The organism is Aeromonas salmonicida (genome assembly GCF_028355655.1).
Taxonomy (GTDB): domain Bacteria; phylum Pseudomonadota; class Gammaproteobacteria; order Enterobacterales; family Aeromonadaceae; genus Aeromonas; species Aeromonas salmonicida.
The window spans coordinates 328,994-345,000 of the sequence record NZ_CP110645.1; the positions used below are offsets into that span (position 1 = coordinate 328,994).

General features: G+C 58.7%; 12 protein-coding genes (1 of these 12 cut by a window edge). 8 read left to right on the forward strand and 4 right to left on the reverse strand.

What is annotated here, in order from left to right:
• Positions 1 to 108 precede the first annotated feature (108 nt).
• From ONZ54_RS01650 to ONZ54_RS01675, 6 genes are all read left to right on the forward strand, one after another.
• On the forward strand, positions 109 to 771 hold the full coding sequence (locus ONZ54_RS01650; protein ID WP_087756678.1) for a LuxR C-terminal-related transcriptional regulator: 663 nt from the start codon (positions 109 to 111) through the stop codon (positions 769 to 771).
• A 95-nt stretch (positions 772 to 866) separates the two neighbouring features.
• On the forward strand, positions 867 to 3,695 hold the full coding sequence (gene uvrA, locus ONZ54_RS01655; RefSeq protein WP_087756677.1) for an excinuclease ABC subunit UvrA: 2,829 nt from the start codon (positions 867 to 869) through the stop codon (positions 3,693 to 3,695).
• A gap of 144 nt (positions 3,696 to 3,839) precedes the next feature.
• Positions 3,840 to 5,525, forward strand: coding sequence for a sensor domain-containing diguanylate cyclase (locus ONZ54_RS01660; protein WP_271787327.1), 1,686 nt, complete (start codon positions 3,840 to 3,842; stop codon positions 5,523 to 5,525).
• Between the two features lie 443 nt (positions 5,526 to 5,968).
• Complete coding sequence (locus tag ONZ54_RS01665; RefSeq protein ID WP_021140735.1) at positions 5,969 to 6,580, forward strand: OmpW family outer membrane protein; 612 nt, start codon at positions 5,969 to 5,971, stop codon at positions 6,578 to 6,580.
• Between the two features lie 219 nt (positions 6,581 to 6,799).
• Positions 6,800 to 8,779, forward strand: coding sequence for a methyl-accepting chemotaxis protein (locus tag ONZ54_RS01670; RefSeq protein WP_125602521.1), 1,980 nt, complete (start codon positions 6,800 to 6,802; stop codon positions 8,777 to 8,779).
• Positions 8,780 to 8,787: 8 nt separating this feature from the next.
• On the forward strand, positions 8,788 to 10,368 hold the full coding sequence (locus ONZ54_RS01675) for an ABC transporter substrate-binding protein (RefSeq protein WP_271787328.1): 1,581 nt from the start codon (positions 8,788 to 8,790) through the stop codon (positions 10,366 to 10,368).
• Positions 10,369 to 10,432: 64 nt separating this feature from the next.
• Here ONZ54_RS01675 and ONZ54_RS01680 read toward each other — a convergent pair whose 3' ends face one another.
• Positions 10,433 to 11,233: a GNAT family N-acetyltransferase gene (locus tag ONZ54_RS01680; RefSeq protein ID WP_087756675.1), complete on the reverse strand. Its 801-nt coding sequence runs from the start codon at positions 11,231 to 11,233 to the stop codon at positions 10,433 to 10,435.
• A 329-nt stretch (positions 11,234 to 11,562) separates the two neighbouring features.
• Between ONZ54_RS01680 and metF the strand changes: the two genes are divergently transcribed.
• Positions 11,563 to 12,459: a methylenetetrahydrofolate reductase gene (gene metF, locus ONZ54_RS01685; RefSeq protein ID WP_021140731.1), complete on the forward strand. Its 897-nt coding sequence runs from the start codon at positions 11,563 to 11,565 to the stop codon at positions 12,457 to 12,459.
• Between the two features lie 66 nt (positions 12,460 to 12,525).
• Here metF and ONZ54_RS01690 read toward each other — a convergent pair whose 3' ends face one another.
• Together ONZ54_RS01690 and ONZ54_RS01695 are read right to left on the reverse strand one after the other, a co-directional pair.
• Positions 12,526 to 13,590 (reverse strand): DUF3103 family protein, encoded by a 1,065-nt coding sequence (locus tag ONZ54_RS01690; protein WP_234577470.1) that lies wholly within the window; start codon positions 13,588 to 13,590, stop codon positions 12,526 to 12,528.
• 148 nt (positions 13,591 to 13,738) lie between these two features.
• Positions 13,739 to 14,890, reverse strand: a complete 1,152-nt coding sequence (locus ONZ54_RS01695) for a benzoate/H(+) symporter BenE family transporter (protein WP_058407194.1) — start codon at positions 14,888 to 14,890, stop codon at positions 13,739 to 13,741.
• Positions 14,891 to 15,011: 121 nt separating this feature from the next.
• Between ONZ54_RS01695 and ONZ54_RS01700 the strand changes: the two genes are divergently transcribed.
• Complete coding sequence (locus tag ONZ54_RS01700) at positions 15,012 to 15,581, forward strand: helix-turn-helix domain-containing protein (RefSeq protein WP_271787329.1); 570 nt, start codon at positions 15,012 to 15,014, stop codon at positions 15,579 to 15,581.
• Between the two features lie 16 nt (positions 15,582 to 15,597).
• Here the strand turns inward: ONZ54_RS01700 and ONZ54_RS01705 are convergent, their stop codons facing one another.
• Positions 15,598 to 16,007 carry the 3' portion of an NnrS family protein gene (locus ONZ54_RS01705; protein WP_271787330.1) on the reverse strand. 787 nt of this gene lie beyond the right edge of the window, so the window shows 410 of its 1,197 coding nt (coding positions 788-1,197); the start codon falls outside the window, past its right edge; the stop codon is at positions 15,598 to 15,600.

The following is a 16,007-nucleotide window of genomic DNA, read 5'->3' on the forward strand; positions in this document are numbered from 1 at the left end:
GGGAAATTGGTGAGTTTCAAAAGAGGCACACTGGCGTCTAATGCTTTTTTAATGCTGCAGCGTTTGGGGGGCTTGGTACTCTCTGCTGCCAAAAAAACCATGGCCTGAATGTTCAAGGACGTGCTCTTCATGACCACCCCATACACCATAGTCGTACTGGTGACTGAAAATAATGTGCAGGCGACCAGTTTTCAGAGCTATCTGGCTGAGCAGCTGGTACTCCCCATCCTGCTGGTAAGCACCCTGGAGGCGCTGCCGGAACAGGATGAGAGAGAGTCACACCCATTATTTCTGGTCGATCTGGATTACCTGAAGTCGAGCCAGCAGGGGGGGTGGCCGAGGGAGATCTCCAGTCGCTTCGGGGAAGCCAATACGATATTGCTCAATGCCCCGACCAGCACGGATCGCGAGTTGTTGCTGATGTGGCCTCACACCAGCGGACTCTTCTTCCGCCAGGATCCGCTGGATCGGCTGGTGCTCGGCATTCGCAAGGTGTTGCAGGGGGAGTACTGGATCCCGCGCCATTTGCTGTGCGATCTGGTCAACTACTACCGCAAGGGGGGAGAACATCACCTGCGCAACCAGACGCTGCTGACTGCGCGCGAGCAGGAGATCATCCGCTACCTGATGACGGGTGCCTCCAATACCGAGATTGCCGACAGCCTGTTTGTGAGCGAGCACACCATCAAGTCCCACCTCTATAACGTCTTCAAGAAATTGAACGTCAAGAACCGGTTGCAGGCGGTGAGCTGGGCGAAAGAATATCTCTGAAATCGATGGGGATGATGGATAAAACCTGTCTATTCATCCAGTAGTCTCTATGCCATACTGATTCGCTCTGATTTGTGTATCGAGCGTGCAACAAGATGGAAAAGATAGTGGTCCGGGGTGCTCGCACCCATAACCTCAAGAACATCAATCTGACCTTGCCCCGCGACAAGCTGATCGTGGTTACCGGCCTCTCCGGTTCAGGCAAGTCCTCCCTGGCGTTCGATACCCTTTATGCCGAAGGGCAGCGTCGCTATGTGGAGTCGTTATCTGCCTATGCCCGCCAGTTTCTCTCTCTGATGGAGAAACCGGATGTGGATCATATAGAGGGGCTCTCCCCTGCCATCTCCATCGAGCAGAAGTCCACCTCTCACAACCCGCGCTCGACCGTCGGCACCATCACCGAAATTTATGACTACCTGCGTCTGCTTTTTGCGCGGGTAGGTGAGCCCCGCTGCCCGACTCATGCCATCCCGCTCGCCGCCCAGACCATCAGCCAGATGGTGGATCAGGTGCTGGCCCAGCCGGAGGGCAGCAAACTGATGCTGCTGGCCCCCGTGGTACGGGATCGCAAGGGTGAGCACACCAAGTTGCTGGAGAATCTGGCGGCCCAGGGCTATATCCGGGCCCGTATCGATGGCGAGGTGTGTGATCTCTCTGATCCACCCACCCTGGAGCTGCACAAGAAGCACACCATAGAAGTGGTGGTGGACCGCTTCAAGGTACGCGATGACCTGGCGTTGCGGCTGGCCGAATCGTTCGAGACGGCATTGACCCTCTCAGGCGGTATCGTGCAGGTGGTGCCCATGGATGGAGAGGAGGGGGTTGGGCCCATGACCTTCTCTGCCAACTTCGCCTGCCCCGAGTGTGGCTACTCCATGTCAGAGCTGGAGCCGCGCATCTTCTCCTTCAACAATCCGGCCGGTGCCTGCCCCACCTGTGATGGGCTCGGGGTACAGCAATATTTCGATCCGGCCAAGGTGATCCATGATCCTTCTATCAGTCTGGCCAACGGCGCCATTCGTGGCTGGGACAAGCGCAGTTTCTATTACTTCCAGATGCTCAAATCCCTCTCCGATCACTACAAGTTCGATCTGGAGGCCGCGTGGGAAGATCTGCCCCTCAAAACCCAGGAGGTGATCCTGCGTGGCTCGGGCCGTACCGAGGTCGAGTTCCGTTACATGAACGATCGCGGTGACGTTGTGGTGCGCAAGCATCCGTTCGAGGGGATCCTGCACAACATGGAGCGCCGCTACCGTGAAACCGAGTCCAACTCGGTACGGGAAGAGCTTTCCAAGTACATCGCCAACAAATCCTGTACCAGTTGCGGCGGCAGTCGGCTGCGAGAGGAGGCGCGCCACGTATTCGTGGACAACCGCAATCTGTCCGCCATCGCCGAACAGTCCATCGGGGATGCGCTGGCCTTCTTCGAGGGACTGAGCCTGACGGGCCAGCGCGCCCAGATCGCCGAGAAGATCCTGAAAGAGATCGTCGAACGGCTCGGCTTCCTGGTGAATGTCGGCCTCAACTATTTGAGTCTCTCACGCAGTGCAGAGACCCTCTCCGGCGGGGAAGCCCAGCGCATCCGGCTGGCGAGCCAGATCGGCGCCGGCCTGGTTGGGGTCATGTATGTGCTGGATGAACCTTCCATCGGCCTGCACCAGCGTGACAACGAGCGGCTGCTCACGACCCTCATCCATCTGCGCGATCTGGGCAACACCGTCATCGTGGTGGAGCACGACGAGGATGCCATTCGCTTGGCTGACCACGTGCTCGACATAGGCCCTGGGGCCGGGGTACACGGCGGTAATATCGTGGCCCAGGGGACACCCCAGCAGATCATCGACAACCCGGATTCGCTGACCGGTGACTATCTCTCTGGCCGCAAGCGGATTGCCATTCCTGCCGAGCGTACGGCGCTCACCGGCAAGTGGCTGAAACTCAAAGGCGCGAGCGGCAACAACCTGCGCAACGTCAATCTGGATCTGCCTCTCGGGGTGATGACCTGCGTTACCGGTGTTTCCGGCTCCGGCAAGTCGACCCTGATCAACGACACCCTGTTCCGCATTGCCCACCGCGAGCTCAACAAGGCGACCGAGTCGACCCCGGCGCCCTATCGCAGCGTTGAGGGACTGGAGCACCTGGACAAGGTGGTGGATATCGACCAGAGCCCCATCGGTCGTACCCCACGCTCCAACCCGGCCACCTATACCGGCCTGTTCACCCCGATCCGCGAGCTGCTTTCCGGCACGCAGGAGGCGCGCTCCCGTGGCTATCTGCCGGGTCGCTTCTCCTTCAACGTCAAGGGCGGTCGCTGCGAAGCCTGTCAGGGGGATGGGGTCATCAAGGTGGAAATGCACTTCCTGCCGGACGTTTACGTGCCATGCGATGTCTGCAAGGGCAAGCGTTACAATCGCGAGACCCTGGAGGTGAAGTACAAGGGCAAGAACATCCACGAAATACTGGACATGACGGTAGAGGACGCGCGTGCCTTCTTCGATCCGGTACCGGCAGTGGCGCGCAAACTGCAAACCTTGATGGATGTGGGTCTCTCTTACATTCGCCTTGGTCAGTCAGCGACGACGCTCTCCGGCGGTGAGGCGCAGCGGGTCAAGCTGGCGCGCGAGCTCTCCAAGCGTGACACCGGCCAGACCCTCTATATCCTGGATGAGCCGACCACAGGGCTGCACTTCCACGATATCCAGCAGCTGCTCAAGGTATTGCATCAACTGCGGGATCGCGGCAATACCATCGTTATCATCGAGCACAATCTGGACGTCATCAAAACCGCCGACTGGATCGTCGATCTGGGACCCGAGGGGGGGGCTGGCGGCGGTCGCATTCTGGTGACGGGCACGCCGGAGCAGATCAGCCGTTGTGAGGATTCTCATACGGCGCGCTTTTTGGCGCCGCTGTTGGTAAAATAATCACAGCAGTCATGAAACAAGGGGCCCTGGGCCCCTTGTTTTTTATGGAAGTGATTCAGTTGCCGCCCCAGGAGGTGGATACTCCATACTTGGTACAAGACAGTTTTCGCTCCTTCGTTTGCCGTCCAAAGGATATTGGCGTTCATGGCTCAACCTTCTCGCTCCATCGATCATTTGCTGGCCTACTCCATGTTTCCCGTCTGGGCCGGAGCCATCCTGATGCTGCTCATCGTGATTGCCCTGGCTCAGGTGCCGGCGGCGCAGCGGGTCGAAGAGCGGCGAATGAAGGAGCACCTGCAGCGGGTGATCAAGGCGGTGCAGGGTGATATCAGTGCCATCAATGCCTTCACCCGGGATTGGGGCATCTGGGATGAGAGCTATCGCTTTCTGGCCCACCCCAATCAGGCCTATATTCGTTCCAATTTGCTGGTCGACACCCCGATGCGGGATTTCGAACTCAACGTATTGAGCTATATGGATTTGCAGGGGGCCGAGATCTGGACCCGCACCCTGCTGCCCGAGACGCCAGGCACGGACACGACCCTGCTTCCCTTCTTCCTGGATGATCTCAAGCTGCAGTTGCTGCGTGAATCCCGTCAGGAGGGGATTCGCAGCCTGAGCGGTGTGAGGGGATCCCAGTGGGGACCCCTCATTTACTCGCTCCAGCCGGTGACCAACACCTTGGGAAACGCCACACCCAATGGCTATCTGCTGGTGACTCGCTGGCTGGATGCTCGCTATCTGCATGATCTGGCTGAGCGCACAGCCCTCTCTTTGACCCTCTCCCAGCCAAAGCCTTCCGATAACTTCCTCTCCTTCAAGCCACTCAAGCCACAGATGAGCTATCGCCTGGTTGATCTGGGACTGCAGCGGATCAGGGGAGAGGGGCTGCTGCTCGACAGCAATGGCGACCCCGTGTTGACCCTGATAGTGGAAGACGATCGTGATGTGTTGCAGGGGGCGATGGAGGGGGCTATCTGGACCTTCTTTGGCATGTTGTTGATCAGCATCGCCTGCGTTCTGATGGCCCTGGCCCGCTTGAGAGCCATAGTGTTGGGGCCGGTCAGCGAGATGGTGAAGGCGTTGCAGAAATTTGGCGACAAGCAGGATGTGAGCCTGCTGCCGCTTATCGACAGCAGCCAGGAGATGGCCCTGCTCAGCCGCAAGTTCAGGGAGATGGCGGCCAAGATCAGTCTGCACCACAGTGCCTTGCAGGCGCACTCTTCTAGGATGGAGGTCGCCGCCTATACGGATCCGCTCACACATGCCTCCAATCGGCGCTACCTCGATGAGTGGTTGCTGACCCGGGATAACGTCACCGCTGCCAGGGTACTGGTGATCCTGGACCTGGACTACTTCAAGCAGGTCAACGATCGCTTTGGCCACGACATGGGAGATCTGGTGTTGTGCCAGCTGGCCGCATTGATGCGCAATGCTCTCGGCGAGGAGGAGCCGCTGATCCGGCTGGGCGGGGAGGAGTTCCTGCTGTTGCTGACTTGTGAGGAGGCGGAGCGGGTGGCAGATCGGATTGAGCGCTTGCGCCGCAAGATTGCCGAATATCGGTTCGGTCGGGAAGAGGTGCCCCTCCGGATGACGGCATCACTAGGGTATTGCAGTTACCCCCTGCACCCCGAGCTGAAAGATTCGTTCTGGAATCTCAGCTTCAAGCTGGCGGACATGGCGCTGTACAGGGCCAAGCAGGAGGGACGGGATCGCTGGCGGGGGCATAGCGGTGAACTGGCCCGGGAGCAGTGGGCATTGAGCCCGGAACAGATAGTGGAGGGAGAGTTCCTCTTGTGTCAGGCATCTCATCTCCGTCAGCCCGCTTGATGAGCCTGTATTGACAGTAGGATGCCGGGGATAAATACCTGCCACATCAGCTGGAAAAATGGGATCTCATATGATGGCTGCGCGGAGACTACTGTGTTTCCCTTTGGTCTGTTTTTTTATGAATATTCCGCTCACAGCCGAGTCACATTTGATACAAAAATACGCTGCCATGAAGACTAAGTAGTCACAAGCCGCTGCTTAAATCCACCATAAGATATATTTGAATAGCCACTTAATGGGGCTTGGTCTAAATTTATCTAGATTAATGTATTGTTATTCATGGCATTTTCTTTATTTTCCCAAGGCTTCAGGTGGTCTGGAAGCTGTTGTACACATCTATCTATTTCTTGGTAACTTTTGAGCTAAATCAATAACCCTGCATTCACATCCTTTTATAGTCTTCAGGCTTGCAACATAGAACGAAAACTAAAAGGAAAAATGTGATGAAAAAGATCCTCCCTCTGATGATCGCAGCCGCACTTGCTTCTCCCGTCGCCATGGCCCACCAGGCTGGCGATATTCTGGTGCGCGGCGGCCTGGCATTTGTCTCTCCTCAAACGAGCAGTGATGACGTACTGGGTACCGGCGAGCTGGAAATTGACAGCAACATGCAGCTGGGTCTGACTCTCTCTTATCTGATCACGGATAACTGGGGTGTCGAGCTGTTGGCAGCCACTCCGTTCTCCCACTCCGTTTCCACTGCTGGTCTGGGTGAGGTTGCCAAGGTCAAGCACCTGCCACCGACCCTGATGGCGCAGTACTATTTCGGTGATGCCAAGAGCAAGGTTCGTCCTTACATAGGCGCCGGTGTGAACTACACCACTTTTTTTGATGAGGAAGGACGTGGTGCCCTGGCAGGAACCGATGTCAGCGTAGACTCTTCCTGGGGCATGGCCGGTCAGGTCGGTCTGGACATGGCGATCAACGATCGTTGGTTTGTCAACGCCTCTGCCTGGATCATGGATATCGACACCGATGTACACACTGCCGTCGGTACCATCAAGACCTCCATCGATCCCATGGCCTTCATGTTTGGTGTCGGCTATCGCTTCTGACAAGTAGCCGAACCGGTCCGTAAAGGGCCTTTACAGCTAAGCACGTCTCTTTGGCCCGATACTGTTCGGGCCCTTTTGTGTCTGCGTTATCCTCAGCCAATTGTGATCCAACCCTATATGGATCAATAAAATAACCCAAGCCCACCCTCTATAATTCGCCGCTTGTGCCGATAGTGTCTATGTTCACGTTACCTTCCCCCCACGAGTGAGGATGTCTCCATGGGTTTATCTATTGTGCAGCGGATCATCGCCGGATTTGTGTTGATGCTGCTGCTGTTGATCCTGCTTGGCGTGATCAGCACGGTGAAGATCAGGGGTATCAACGACGGTTTGTCGCAGGTATCCGACCAGGCGACGCCACTGGTGATTGCCGTTGCAGGCCTGAAAGGCGCCCTGCAAGACAGCAACCGCTGGGTATTGGTCTATCGGACCAGCGAGGAGGCAAGCCAGTTGCCACAACTCGCCAGCCAGTTCAAAGAGCAGCAAACCCGCTTCACTCAGCTGAGCCAGGAGATGGGCAAGTTCACCGGGGTCGCTGAGGCCAATGCCCGCTTCCAGCAGGTGGATAGCGCCACCAGGCAGTTCTATGGTCTGGCGGACCAGGTGCTCGCCCAACACAGCCAGTGGGTCAATGCCCTGGTTCAGCGCCACAAGCTGGAGATCGATTTTATCCGGCTGGAGGACACCTATCAGCGTGCGGCGGATCTGCTGCTGCAACAGACGGCAAGCAAGCGCTCCATGCGCAACAAGGCCGAACTCATCACCTCCGGGATCGCCCGTGATCTGAAAAACATTCGCCGAGCCGATGCCAAAACCGACCTCAATGAACTGGAAAAGGTGCTCAGCAAGGACATAGAGATGGCCCGCAAGCGTCTCGAACGCGTGCTGGTTCCCGACGATGTGAAGCAGCGTTTCGTGTCCAACCTGGATCGCATGCAAGAGCTGGCACTCGGTCAGCAAGGCTTGCTTGCCACCATGCGCAATGCCCAGCAACTGGCGGCATCCTTGCAGACGTTGAACCAGCAGCTCGACGCCAGCCTGGTCAACAGCTTGAGCTTGCTCGACCAGATGGGCCAGTCGGCCGGGACCATCGCCAGCCAGAGCCGTACCACGGCGGATGATGCGGTCAGCAGTGCCAGCTTCTGGATCCTGATCGTCGCCGCCATTTCGGCCGGGGCAGCGCTCATCATCGGCTATACCACGGCGCGCAGCATTCAGCGACCGCTGCAGATGATCAACAAAGAGTTGAATTACATGGCGGCCGGGGACATGACCCGCCGTATCAACTATCAGAGCAGTTGTGAGTTCGGCAGCCTCTCCCGCTCCATCGACACCCTGGCGGGCAAGACGGGGGAGTTGCTCTCCCAGATCAATGCCGGCTCTCGCCACCTGGTGGAGGAGGCGAGCCGCGCCGCCGAGATCAGCGAGCGGGCAATGTCACGGGTGCAGGATCAGAAGAGCCAGACCGATCAGGTGGCTGCTGCCATCACAGAGCTGGAAGTGAGCGCCACCGAGGTGGCCCGTTCCACCGATGGTACAAAACGGGAAGTGGATCTGGCTGATGATGAGGCGAGAAGTGGCCGTCAGAAAGTGGCCACCACACGTCGCATCACCGAACAACTGGCTGGTGCCATGGAAGAGGCCGTCGGCATCACCTACAAGCTGGGAGAGTTCAGCAACAACATCGGCAGCATTCTGGATGTGATCCGCAGCATTGCCGAGCAGACCAACCTGCTTGCCCTGAATGCGGCCATCGAAGCGGCCCGTGCCGGCGATGCCGGTCGCGGTTTTGCCGTGGTGGCTGATGAGGTGCGAGCGCTCGCCAACCGTACCCAGACCTCGACCGAAGAGATCCAGGCGATGATCGAGAACCTGCAGAACTCGAGCAAACAGGTGGTGGAGGTGATGGGCCGCAGTCAGGACCAGACCCGCAGTTGTGTTGAACAGACTCGTGAAATGGACCTGGCATTGCAGTCCATCGCCGAGCGGATGACCTCCATCAAGTCGATGGCGGATCAGGTTGCCCATGCTGCCCAGGAGCAGATTTCGGTCAGCCAGGGGGTGGCCCGACATATCGCCGGCATCGCCGACGTGGCCTACGAGACCGAGCGGGAGGCGAGAGAGTCGGCAAGCAGCAGTGAAGTGCTGGCGGATCTGGTCGCCAAGCAGCAGCAATTGATCGCACATTTCAAGGTCTAGGAGGGCTTATGTCTAACAAGTGGATTGGGGCCCTGAGTCTCCTGTTATGTGGTCAACTGGTGGCCAGTGAGCTGGTGATCGAAAGCTGGCGGACGGATGACAAAGTCTTGTGGGAGCAGAAGATCATTCCTGCTTTCGAGGCTGCTCACCCGGGAATCCAGGTGAAATTCAAGGGTGTGCAGAACGTCGACTACATGCCGACCCTGTTGACCAGTCTGAAGGATGGCAAGGCAGGAGATCTCATTACCTGTCGCCCGTTTGACGACTCCCTTGCCCTGTTCAAGGCCGGTCATCTGGCGGAGCTGACCGAGATGTCGGGGATGGAAAACTTCCCGAGTTTTGCCCAGTCACCCTGGCAAACCGATTCCGGTGCCCAGACCTTCTGTGTGCCCATGGCGTCAGTGATCCACGGTTTTTTCTACAACAAGAAGATATTCAGTGAGTTGGGCCTGACCATACCGCAAACCCGCGATGGTTTCTTTGCCGCGTTAGACAAGGTGAAAGCTGACGGTCGCTATGTGCCGCTGGCCATGAGTGGTGCCGAGAGCTGGGTTTCGTCCGAACTCGGTTTTCAGAACATAGGCCCCAACTACTGGAAAGGGGAAGATGGTCGTCTGGCGCTGATCGGCGGGCAGGAGCGGCTCGACAACCCGCAATACGTCAAGGTGCTTGAGGAGCTGGCCCGCTGGCGCCCCTACCTGGGAGAGGGGGGGGAGAACCGGGACTATGCCACCACCAATGAGCTGTTCACTTCCGGCAAGGCCGCCTTCTACGTGGCGGGATCGTGGGAAATCGCCCCCTTTACCGGCAAGGTCGATTTTGGCGTCATGCGCCCACCAGTAGCCAAACAGGGTGATGGTTGTTTCTTTACCGATCACACCGATATAGGTATGGGCATGAACCCCGCCAGCAAGAACAAGGAGGCGGCCATGGCGTTCTTGCAGTGGCTGACCACTCCCCAGTTTGCCGAGCTCTATACCAACTCGCTGCCAGGGTTCTTCTCCCTCTCCAACCACTTCTTTGATGTCACCAATCCGGCGGCGAAGGAGATGATGGAGTGGCGCGATCAGTGTGATTCCACCATTCGGGTGGCGACCCAGATCCTCTCCCGTGGCAAACCCAAACTGGGGGATGAGCTGGCCGAGGTGAGTCAGGCCGTGCTGCTGGGCAAGATGGCACCACAAGCGGCGGCAGACCGGCTGGAGCAAGGGCTGAAGGGCTGGTATCCACCCCATCAGGGCAACAAGGCCAAGGGGCAGGATTGCCAATGTGAGGCACCGGCTGTTCCCGCCACTGTCGTACCTGCGCTACCCACCACTGAGGCTCAGGTCGCACCAGCGCCTTCGGCTACCCCCGCGCCCGAGGTATCGGTCGATCCTACGCCTTCGGCTGTCCCTGCCACGATAGAGGTGCCTGCCGTTCTTGCGCCATCTGCGGCCACACCCGTCGTGACAGAGGATGCCCCCGCCGCGCCGATTCCATCGATCACGCCGGCTGTGCCAGCCTCTGCGGCGGCCGCCCCGTTACCGGCGCCATCTGCCGAGATTGAGCAGGCACTGTCCGAAGAGTTGGAGGCGCCACAGCAGTAAATGGCAACACCATAAAGAACGGGAGGCACCAGCCTCCCGTTTTCATTTCTGCCTGCCACTAGGACTATTGGGTCTCATGGGGCCAGCGGCAGAGACTGCCGATGCGGGCCACAGGGGTAAAGCCCAATGAACGATAGACCCGCTGAGCGTGGTAGTGCTCGTCGGCCACTATGATGAGCTGCCTGGCCCGCTCCAACCCCTGGCGCGCGACCTGGCTCAGCAGCTGACGGCATAGCCCCCGGTTGCGCCACTCTTGATGAGTACGTACCAGTTGAAACCGACCCATGGTCCCGGTGAAGAAGAGGCCGCAGCTGGCAACCAGCTGATCCTCCTGCCAGATCCCCCACCACTTCCCGAGTCCATCCGCGATCATGGCCTCATACAGGCGACGTCGAGACTGCAGGTAGGGGAGATAGTTTTCCACCGAGTGACCGGGATCTCGCTCATTGAGCTCAAACGCCAGCCAGACATCCCAGTCTGCGGGCGAGAAAGGGCGGGCTTCTGCGGTTTGGTCGATAGTTGCAGCCTGGTGCAAGTTGGTGGCATCCAGCGCCAGCACAACGCATTCCATGTATTGATATCCCGCCGCCACGAAACCTGCTACGCGGCTGTTCTGGCCTTCCGCCAGCGGCCACTGAAAGGTGCGATGCTGCACTCTGGGGTCCAGCCCGATCAGCTTGTCAAAACTGGCCTCGAGCCAGCCTTTGTCACGATCGCTGGGGGGCGTGGGGAGCAGCAGGTAGTTGCCAAAATAGTAATCGGGAGCATCAGGGGTGCGCACTGCCCAGAACTGCTCATGGTCTACCACGTTGCCCTGATAGCGATCGAACAGCAGGTCTGTTGCAAAACCGGGGTGGGTATCCATGACGAGGCTCCTGCGAATGGCTCAATTGGTTATCGGCAGGGAAGGGAAGAGGTTGAAAAAGGGGCCGGAGAAACCTCCGGCCAAACAATCACACGCAGATTCAGAACGTCCAGGACGATCTGTGTTCATCATAACGCGACTCCACGGCTTTTGGGATGGGGTGCCAATCGTTACTTCAGGTTAATTGCCAAATAAACAGCAGAGTCTCACTCCTATCTGTAAATCAGGGTTGACTTTGATCCGTTTTCTCATAAAGATAGAAAGACGTTTAGACGTCCAAACATCCGTTTTGACGTAGAGGAATGGGTTGCAGGGCAGGGAGAGAGCAGATGGGATTTCACAGTGCACGTCAGGTTGAGGCACTCAACCAGAGTCTGGCCGATTTAAGCGGTGACATAGGGGTTAGTTTCGAGTTTTTTCCACCCAACAGTGAAGGGATGGAAAACACCCTCTGGCAGTCTATCGAGCGGCTGAAAGTGCTGGAACCCAAGTTCGTCTCCGTGACTTATGGCGCCAACTCCGGCACCCGGGATCGCACCCACAAGGTGATCAAGGACATCAAGGAGCGTACCGGCCTGATCGCGGCGCCCCACCTGACCTGTATCGATGCCAGTCGCGACGAGCTGCGCACCATAGCCCGCGATTACTGGAACAGCGGCATCCGTCATATAGTGGCCCTGCGCGGCGACTTGCCGCCCGGACTCGACAAGCCGGATATGTATGCCACCGATCTGGTGGCCCTGCTCAAGTCAGAAGCTGATTTCGATATTTCGGTGGCCGCCTATCCGGAAGGTCATCCCGAGGCCAGAAGTGCGCAGTCCGACTTGCTCAACCTCAAGCGCAAGATTGATGCCGGTGCCAACCGTGCCATCACCCAGTTCTTCTTCGATGTGGAGACTTACCTGCGTTTTCGGGATCGCTGCGCCGCCATCGGCATCGATGCTGAAATCGTGCCCGGGATACTGCCGGTCTCCAACTACCAGACCCTGGCCAAGTTCGCCGGTTTTACCAACGTGAAGATCCCGCGCTGGATGCATCAGCGTTTCGAGGGGCTGGACAACGATCAGATGACCCGCAACCTGGTGGGCGCCAGCATCGCCATCGACCAGGTGCGCGTGCTGAGTCAGGAGGGGGTGAAGGATTTCCACTTCTATACCCTGAACCGCTCAGAGCTGACCTACGCCATCTGCCATACCCTGGGGGTCAGGCCGAAAGACCCGGCCTGACACAGGTTGCCGCAGGCACAAAAAAAGCCAATGAGTTGCTCATTGGCTTTTTTTCATAGCGGCTTATCAAGGCCGGGTTGGGGCTATCTCTTTTGGTTCGAGATCGATGACCGCATTGCCGGCGGCACCCGGATACTGGTGATAGCTCTGGTCCTGCTCCAGGGTGTAGAAGGTATCCAGATAGTCATCGTTGTTGGTCATCCAGGAGTCGGGCAGCGCCTTGACGATACGACCGCCGAGATCCAGGAAGGGCAGGGCCTCCGGCACGCCGCCAGCGGTAAAGGCGAGCTTGAGGGCATCGATGAACAAGGCGCTCAGCTCCTTGTAGTTGACGTTGTCGTCCTGTTCCATCATGACGATGTCGACGGCACCCCAGCGGTAGCGATCCCAGTACACCAGGATCTGGTTGGGGGTGTAGTCTGTGTTGTCATAGTCGAGGTAGGGCATGTCGACTATGTCGACCACGGGCTCATCCCGGCTGGGATTGACCCCGGCGACCACCGCATAGACTTCAGCCGCACCCAGCAGCCAGGGCTCCTGATCATCCTTCAGTCTTATCTTCTTCAGGATGCTGGTTTTGAGCGGTGCCGTACTGGTGGCTGTGCGCGGGGCAGCCTGCAGATCGGCTGCGGCCAGCGCCTTGCGCATCACCTTCAGGCCGGCGTTCTTGGCCTTGACTGGGTCTGCTTCCACCACCAGGACAGGTCGCGCCGGTGCCTTGTCCACATCCAGATAAACGGGGTTGCCGGCGCTGTCGAAAGCTTCGATCGCGCTCCAGCTCTTCTCATCTCCGCTCGGTACATAGGCAACCAGGGGTTCGACCCCTTGTTGCAGTGCAGCGGCCTGCTCCGGGTTGGCCAGTCGCAGTTGCATCAACTGCTTGACCTCGCCATCCAGCCCTTGCCGGCTGATGGCGGCCTGGTTGGCATCGCTCGCCTGCCGTTTCAGCCGTGGACTGGCCTTTTGCAGCAGGTTGGGCAGCGGGCTCTGGTACTCCTGATTGCTCAGCAGTGGCAGCAGGTTTTTCTGCTGCAGCGCGAGCTGGCGTGCCAGCTCCCGATCCGAGTCGGCAGCGTGGGCGGTGGTGGCGCCCAGCAGTGCCAGTAACAAAATGACAGCCTGATTCCTCATTATTGTTCTCCAGTTTATGAGTCTGACAGAGGCACACATCGGGGAAGAAGAAGTGCCTCGCACCACTTAATGGCAATTAGTTTCAGCTGTGAACCAATTTTTCTGAATTATGTGCTGTGTCTCACGGGAGGCTCCCCAGATGGTCAGGTCAGTTTCTCCGCTGGTTGACTTGATGCAGGATGACACCGACGAGCAGCCCCCAGCAGGCGGCGCCGACACCCAGCAGGCTGATCCCGGAGGCCGTGATGATGAAGGTGAGCAGGGCGGCTTCTCGCGCTTCGTCTTGCTGCAATGCCGTGTGCAGGCTGCTGCCTATGGTGCCGAGCAGGGCCAACCCGGCCACGCAGGTGACCAGCGTTGCAGGAAAGGCGGTGAACAGGGCGGCCACGCTTGCCCCGAAGCAACCGGTCAGCAGATAGAAGCCGCCAGCCCAGACGGCGGCCGGCCAGCGACGGCTGGCATCGGGATCCACGTCCTTGCCCATGCAGATGGCGGCCGTAATGGCGGCCAGGTTGAAGGCATAACCGCCGAAGGGGGCCAGCAACAGGCCGATCAGTCCGGTCCAGCCGATCAGGGAGGAGGTGGCCGGTTGATAACCGTGGGCTCGCAATATGGTAATGCCGGGCATGTTCTGGGAGGTCATGGTGACGATGAACAGTGGCAGGGCTATGCCGAACAGGGCATCGAAGGAGAAGCTCGGCCAGGTCCAGACAGGGCTGGCGAGCTGCCAGTGCAGAGTGTCGAGTTGCAGGTCCCCCCGCAGGGCACAGAGGGTTATTCCCATCGCCAGCACCAGCACCATGGTGTAGCGGGGCCAGAGATGGCGGCCGAGCAGGAAGGCCAGCAGCAGGGGGCCAAGCAGCAAGGGATCTTGTGGCGCGACCCTGAACAGATCCAGCCCGAATCTGAGCAAGACTCCGGCCAGCATGGCGGCGGCCAGCGGAGCTGGGATATGCCGCATCAGGCGATCGAACCAGCCGCTGATGCCGCACAAGGTGATCAGCAGGGAAGAGATAACGAAGGCGCCTATGGCCTCAGCCAGGGTGAAGTTGCCCAGGCTGGTGATCAGCAGGGCGGCCCCCGGGGTCGACCAGGCGGTCAGTACGGGTATGCGGTAATAAAAGGAGAGGCCGATACAGCTTATTCCCATGCCGATACCCAGCGTCCATAGCCAGGAGGCAAGCTGGGCGGCATCGGCACCCGCCGCCGTGGCAGCCTGAATGATCAGAATGACGGAGCTGGTGTAGCCGACCATTACGGCGATGAAACCTGCCACCAGGTGGGGAAGGGCGAAGGGCATAGTGACGTCCTTGTCGGATTGTGACTGGTTGTGCGTTATTACGTACAATGTGTCTTCTGACTATATCGTTGTGCGTTATAGCGCACAAGACGATTCATGCAAGAGCTATGAAGAGGCAGTCATGCAAGAGATGAATCAGCATCTGGCCCAACGTCTGAAAGGATTGCGCAGCGAACTGGGCTGGAGCCTGGATGTGGCGGCGCGTGAGACGGGGGTGAGCAAGGCCATGCTGGGGCAGATTGAGCGGGGAGAGTCCAGTCCCACTGTGGCTACCCTGTGGAAGATCGCCACCGGCTTTAGGGTTTCCTTCTCCAGCTTCATCGAGCCAGCCCCGGCAGCGCAGGGAGAGGTACTCTATCGTACCGCCGACGCCATTCGTCAGCAGCCTGCGGGAGAGGGCATGCAGGTCGCTCCCTTATTTCCTTATGAGAAGCGATTTGGTTTTGAATTGTTTGAACTGACGCTGCTACCCGGGTATCGGCGCGAATCCGAACCCCATGAGCCCGGTGTGACCGAGCACGTCATCGTCATCAGTGGTTTGATGGAGGTGCTGGTGGAAGGGGAGTGGCGTGCACTGGCACAAGGGGAGGCGGTGCGCTTTGCCGCCGACCGCCCCCATGGTTATCGCAATCTGGGGATTGCCCCTGCGATCTTTCACAACCTGATCCACTATCCTGCGGCCAGGCCCTGAGAATATGCCCGGATGATCAGCCCGGACGGCCATCTGTCCTGGGGCTGGTCAGTATGGGGGCATAAACCCAGACGAACAGCCCATAAGCGCCGACCCAGGCCAGGCCACTCAGGTTCCAGCCGGGCAGGGTATAGGCAGGCCAGAGTAGCGGGATCACAACCCGGATCACGGCTGCCGCTATGACCAGTGCGAATGCGCAGCTTATCCGGCGCCCTACCTGCAAGGCTCGGCCGCTATGGCCGAGGGAGACGCGCGCTATCATCCCCAGGATCATGGTGCCCATGCAGCCGGCGCTGAGCAGGTGGCTGGCTGTCGACAAGGTGATGGGCAGGCCGGCGGCCTGCGCTCCGAGAGCGAGCAGACCGAGCGGAATAAACAGATAGGCGAGATGCAGTGACCACAGCAGGGGATGAGCAAGGGTGGTCG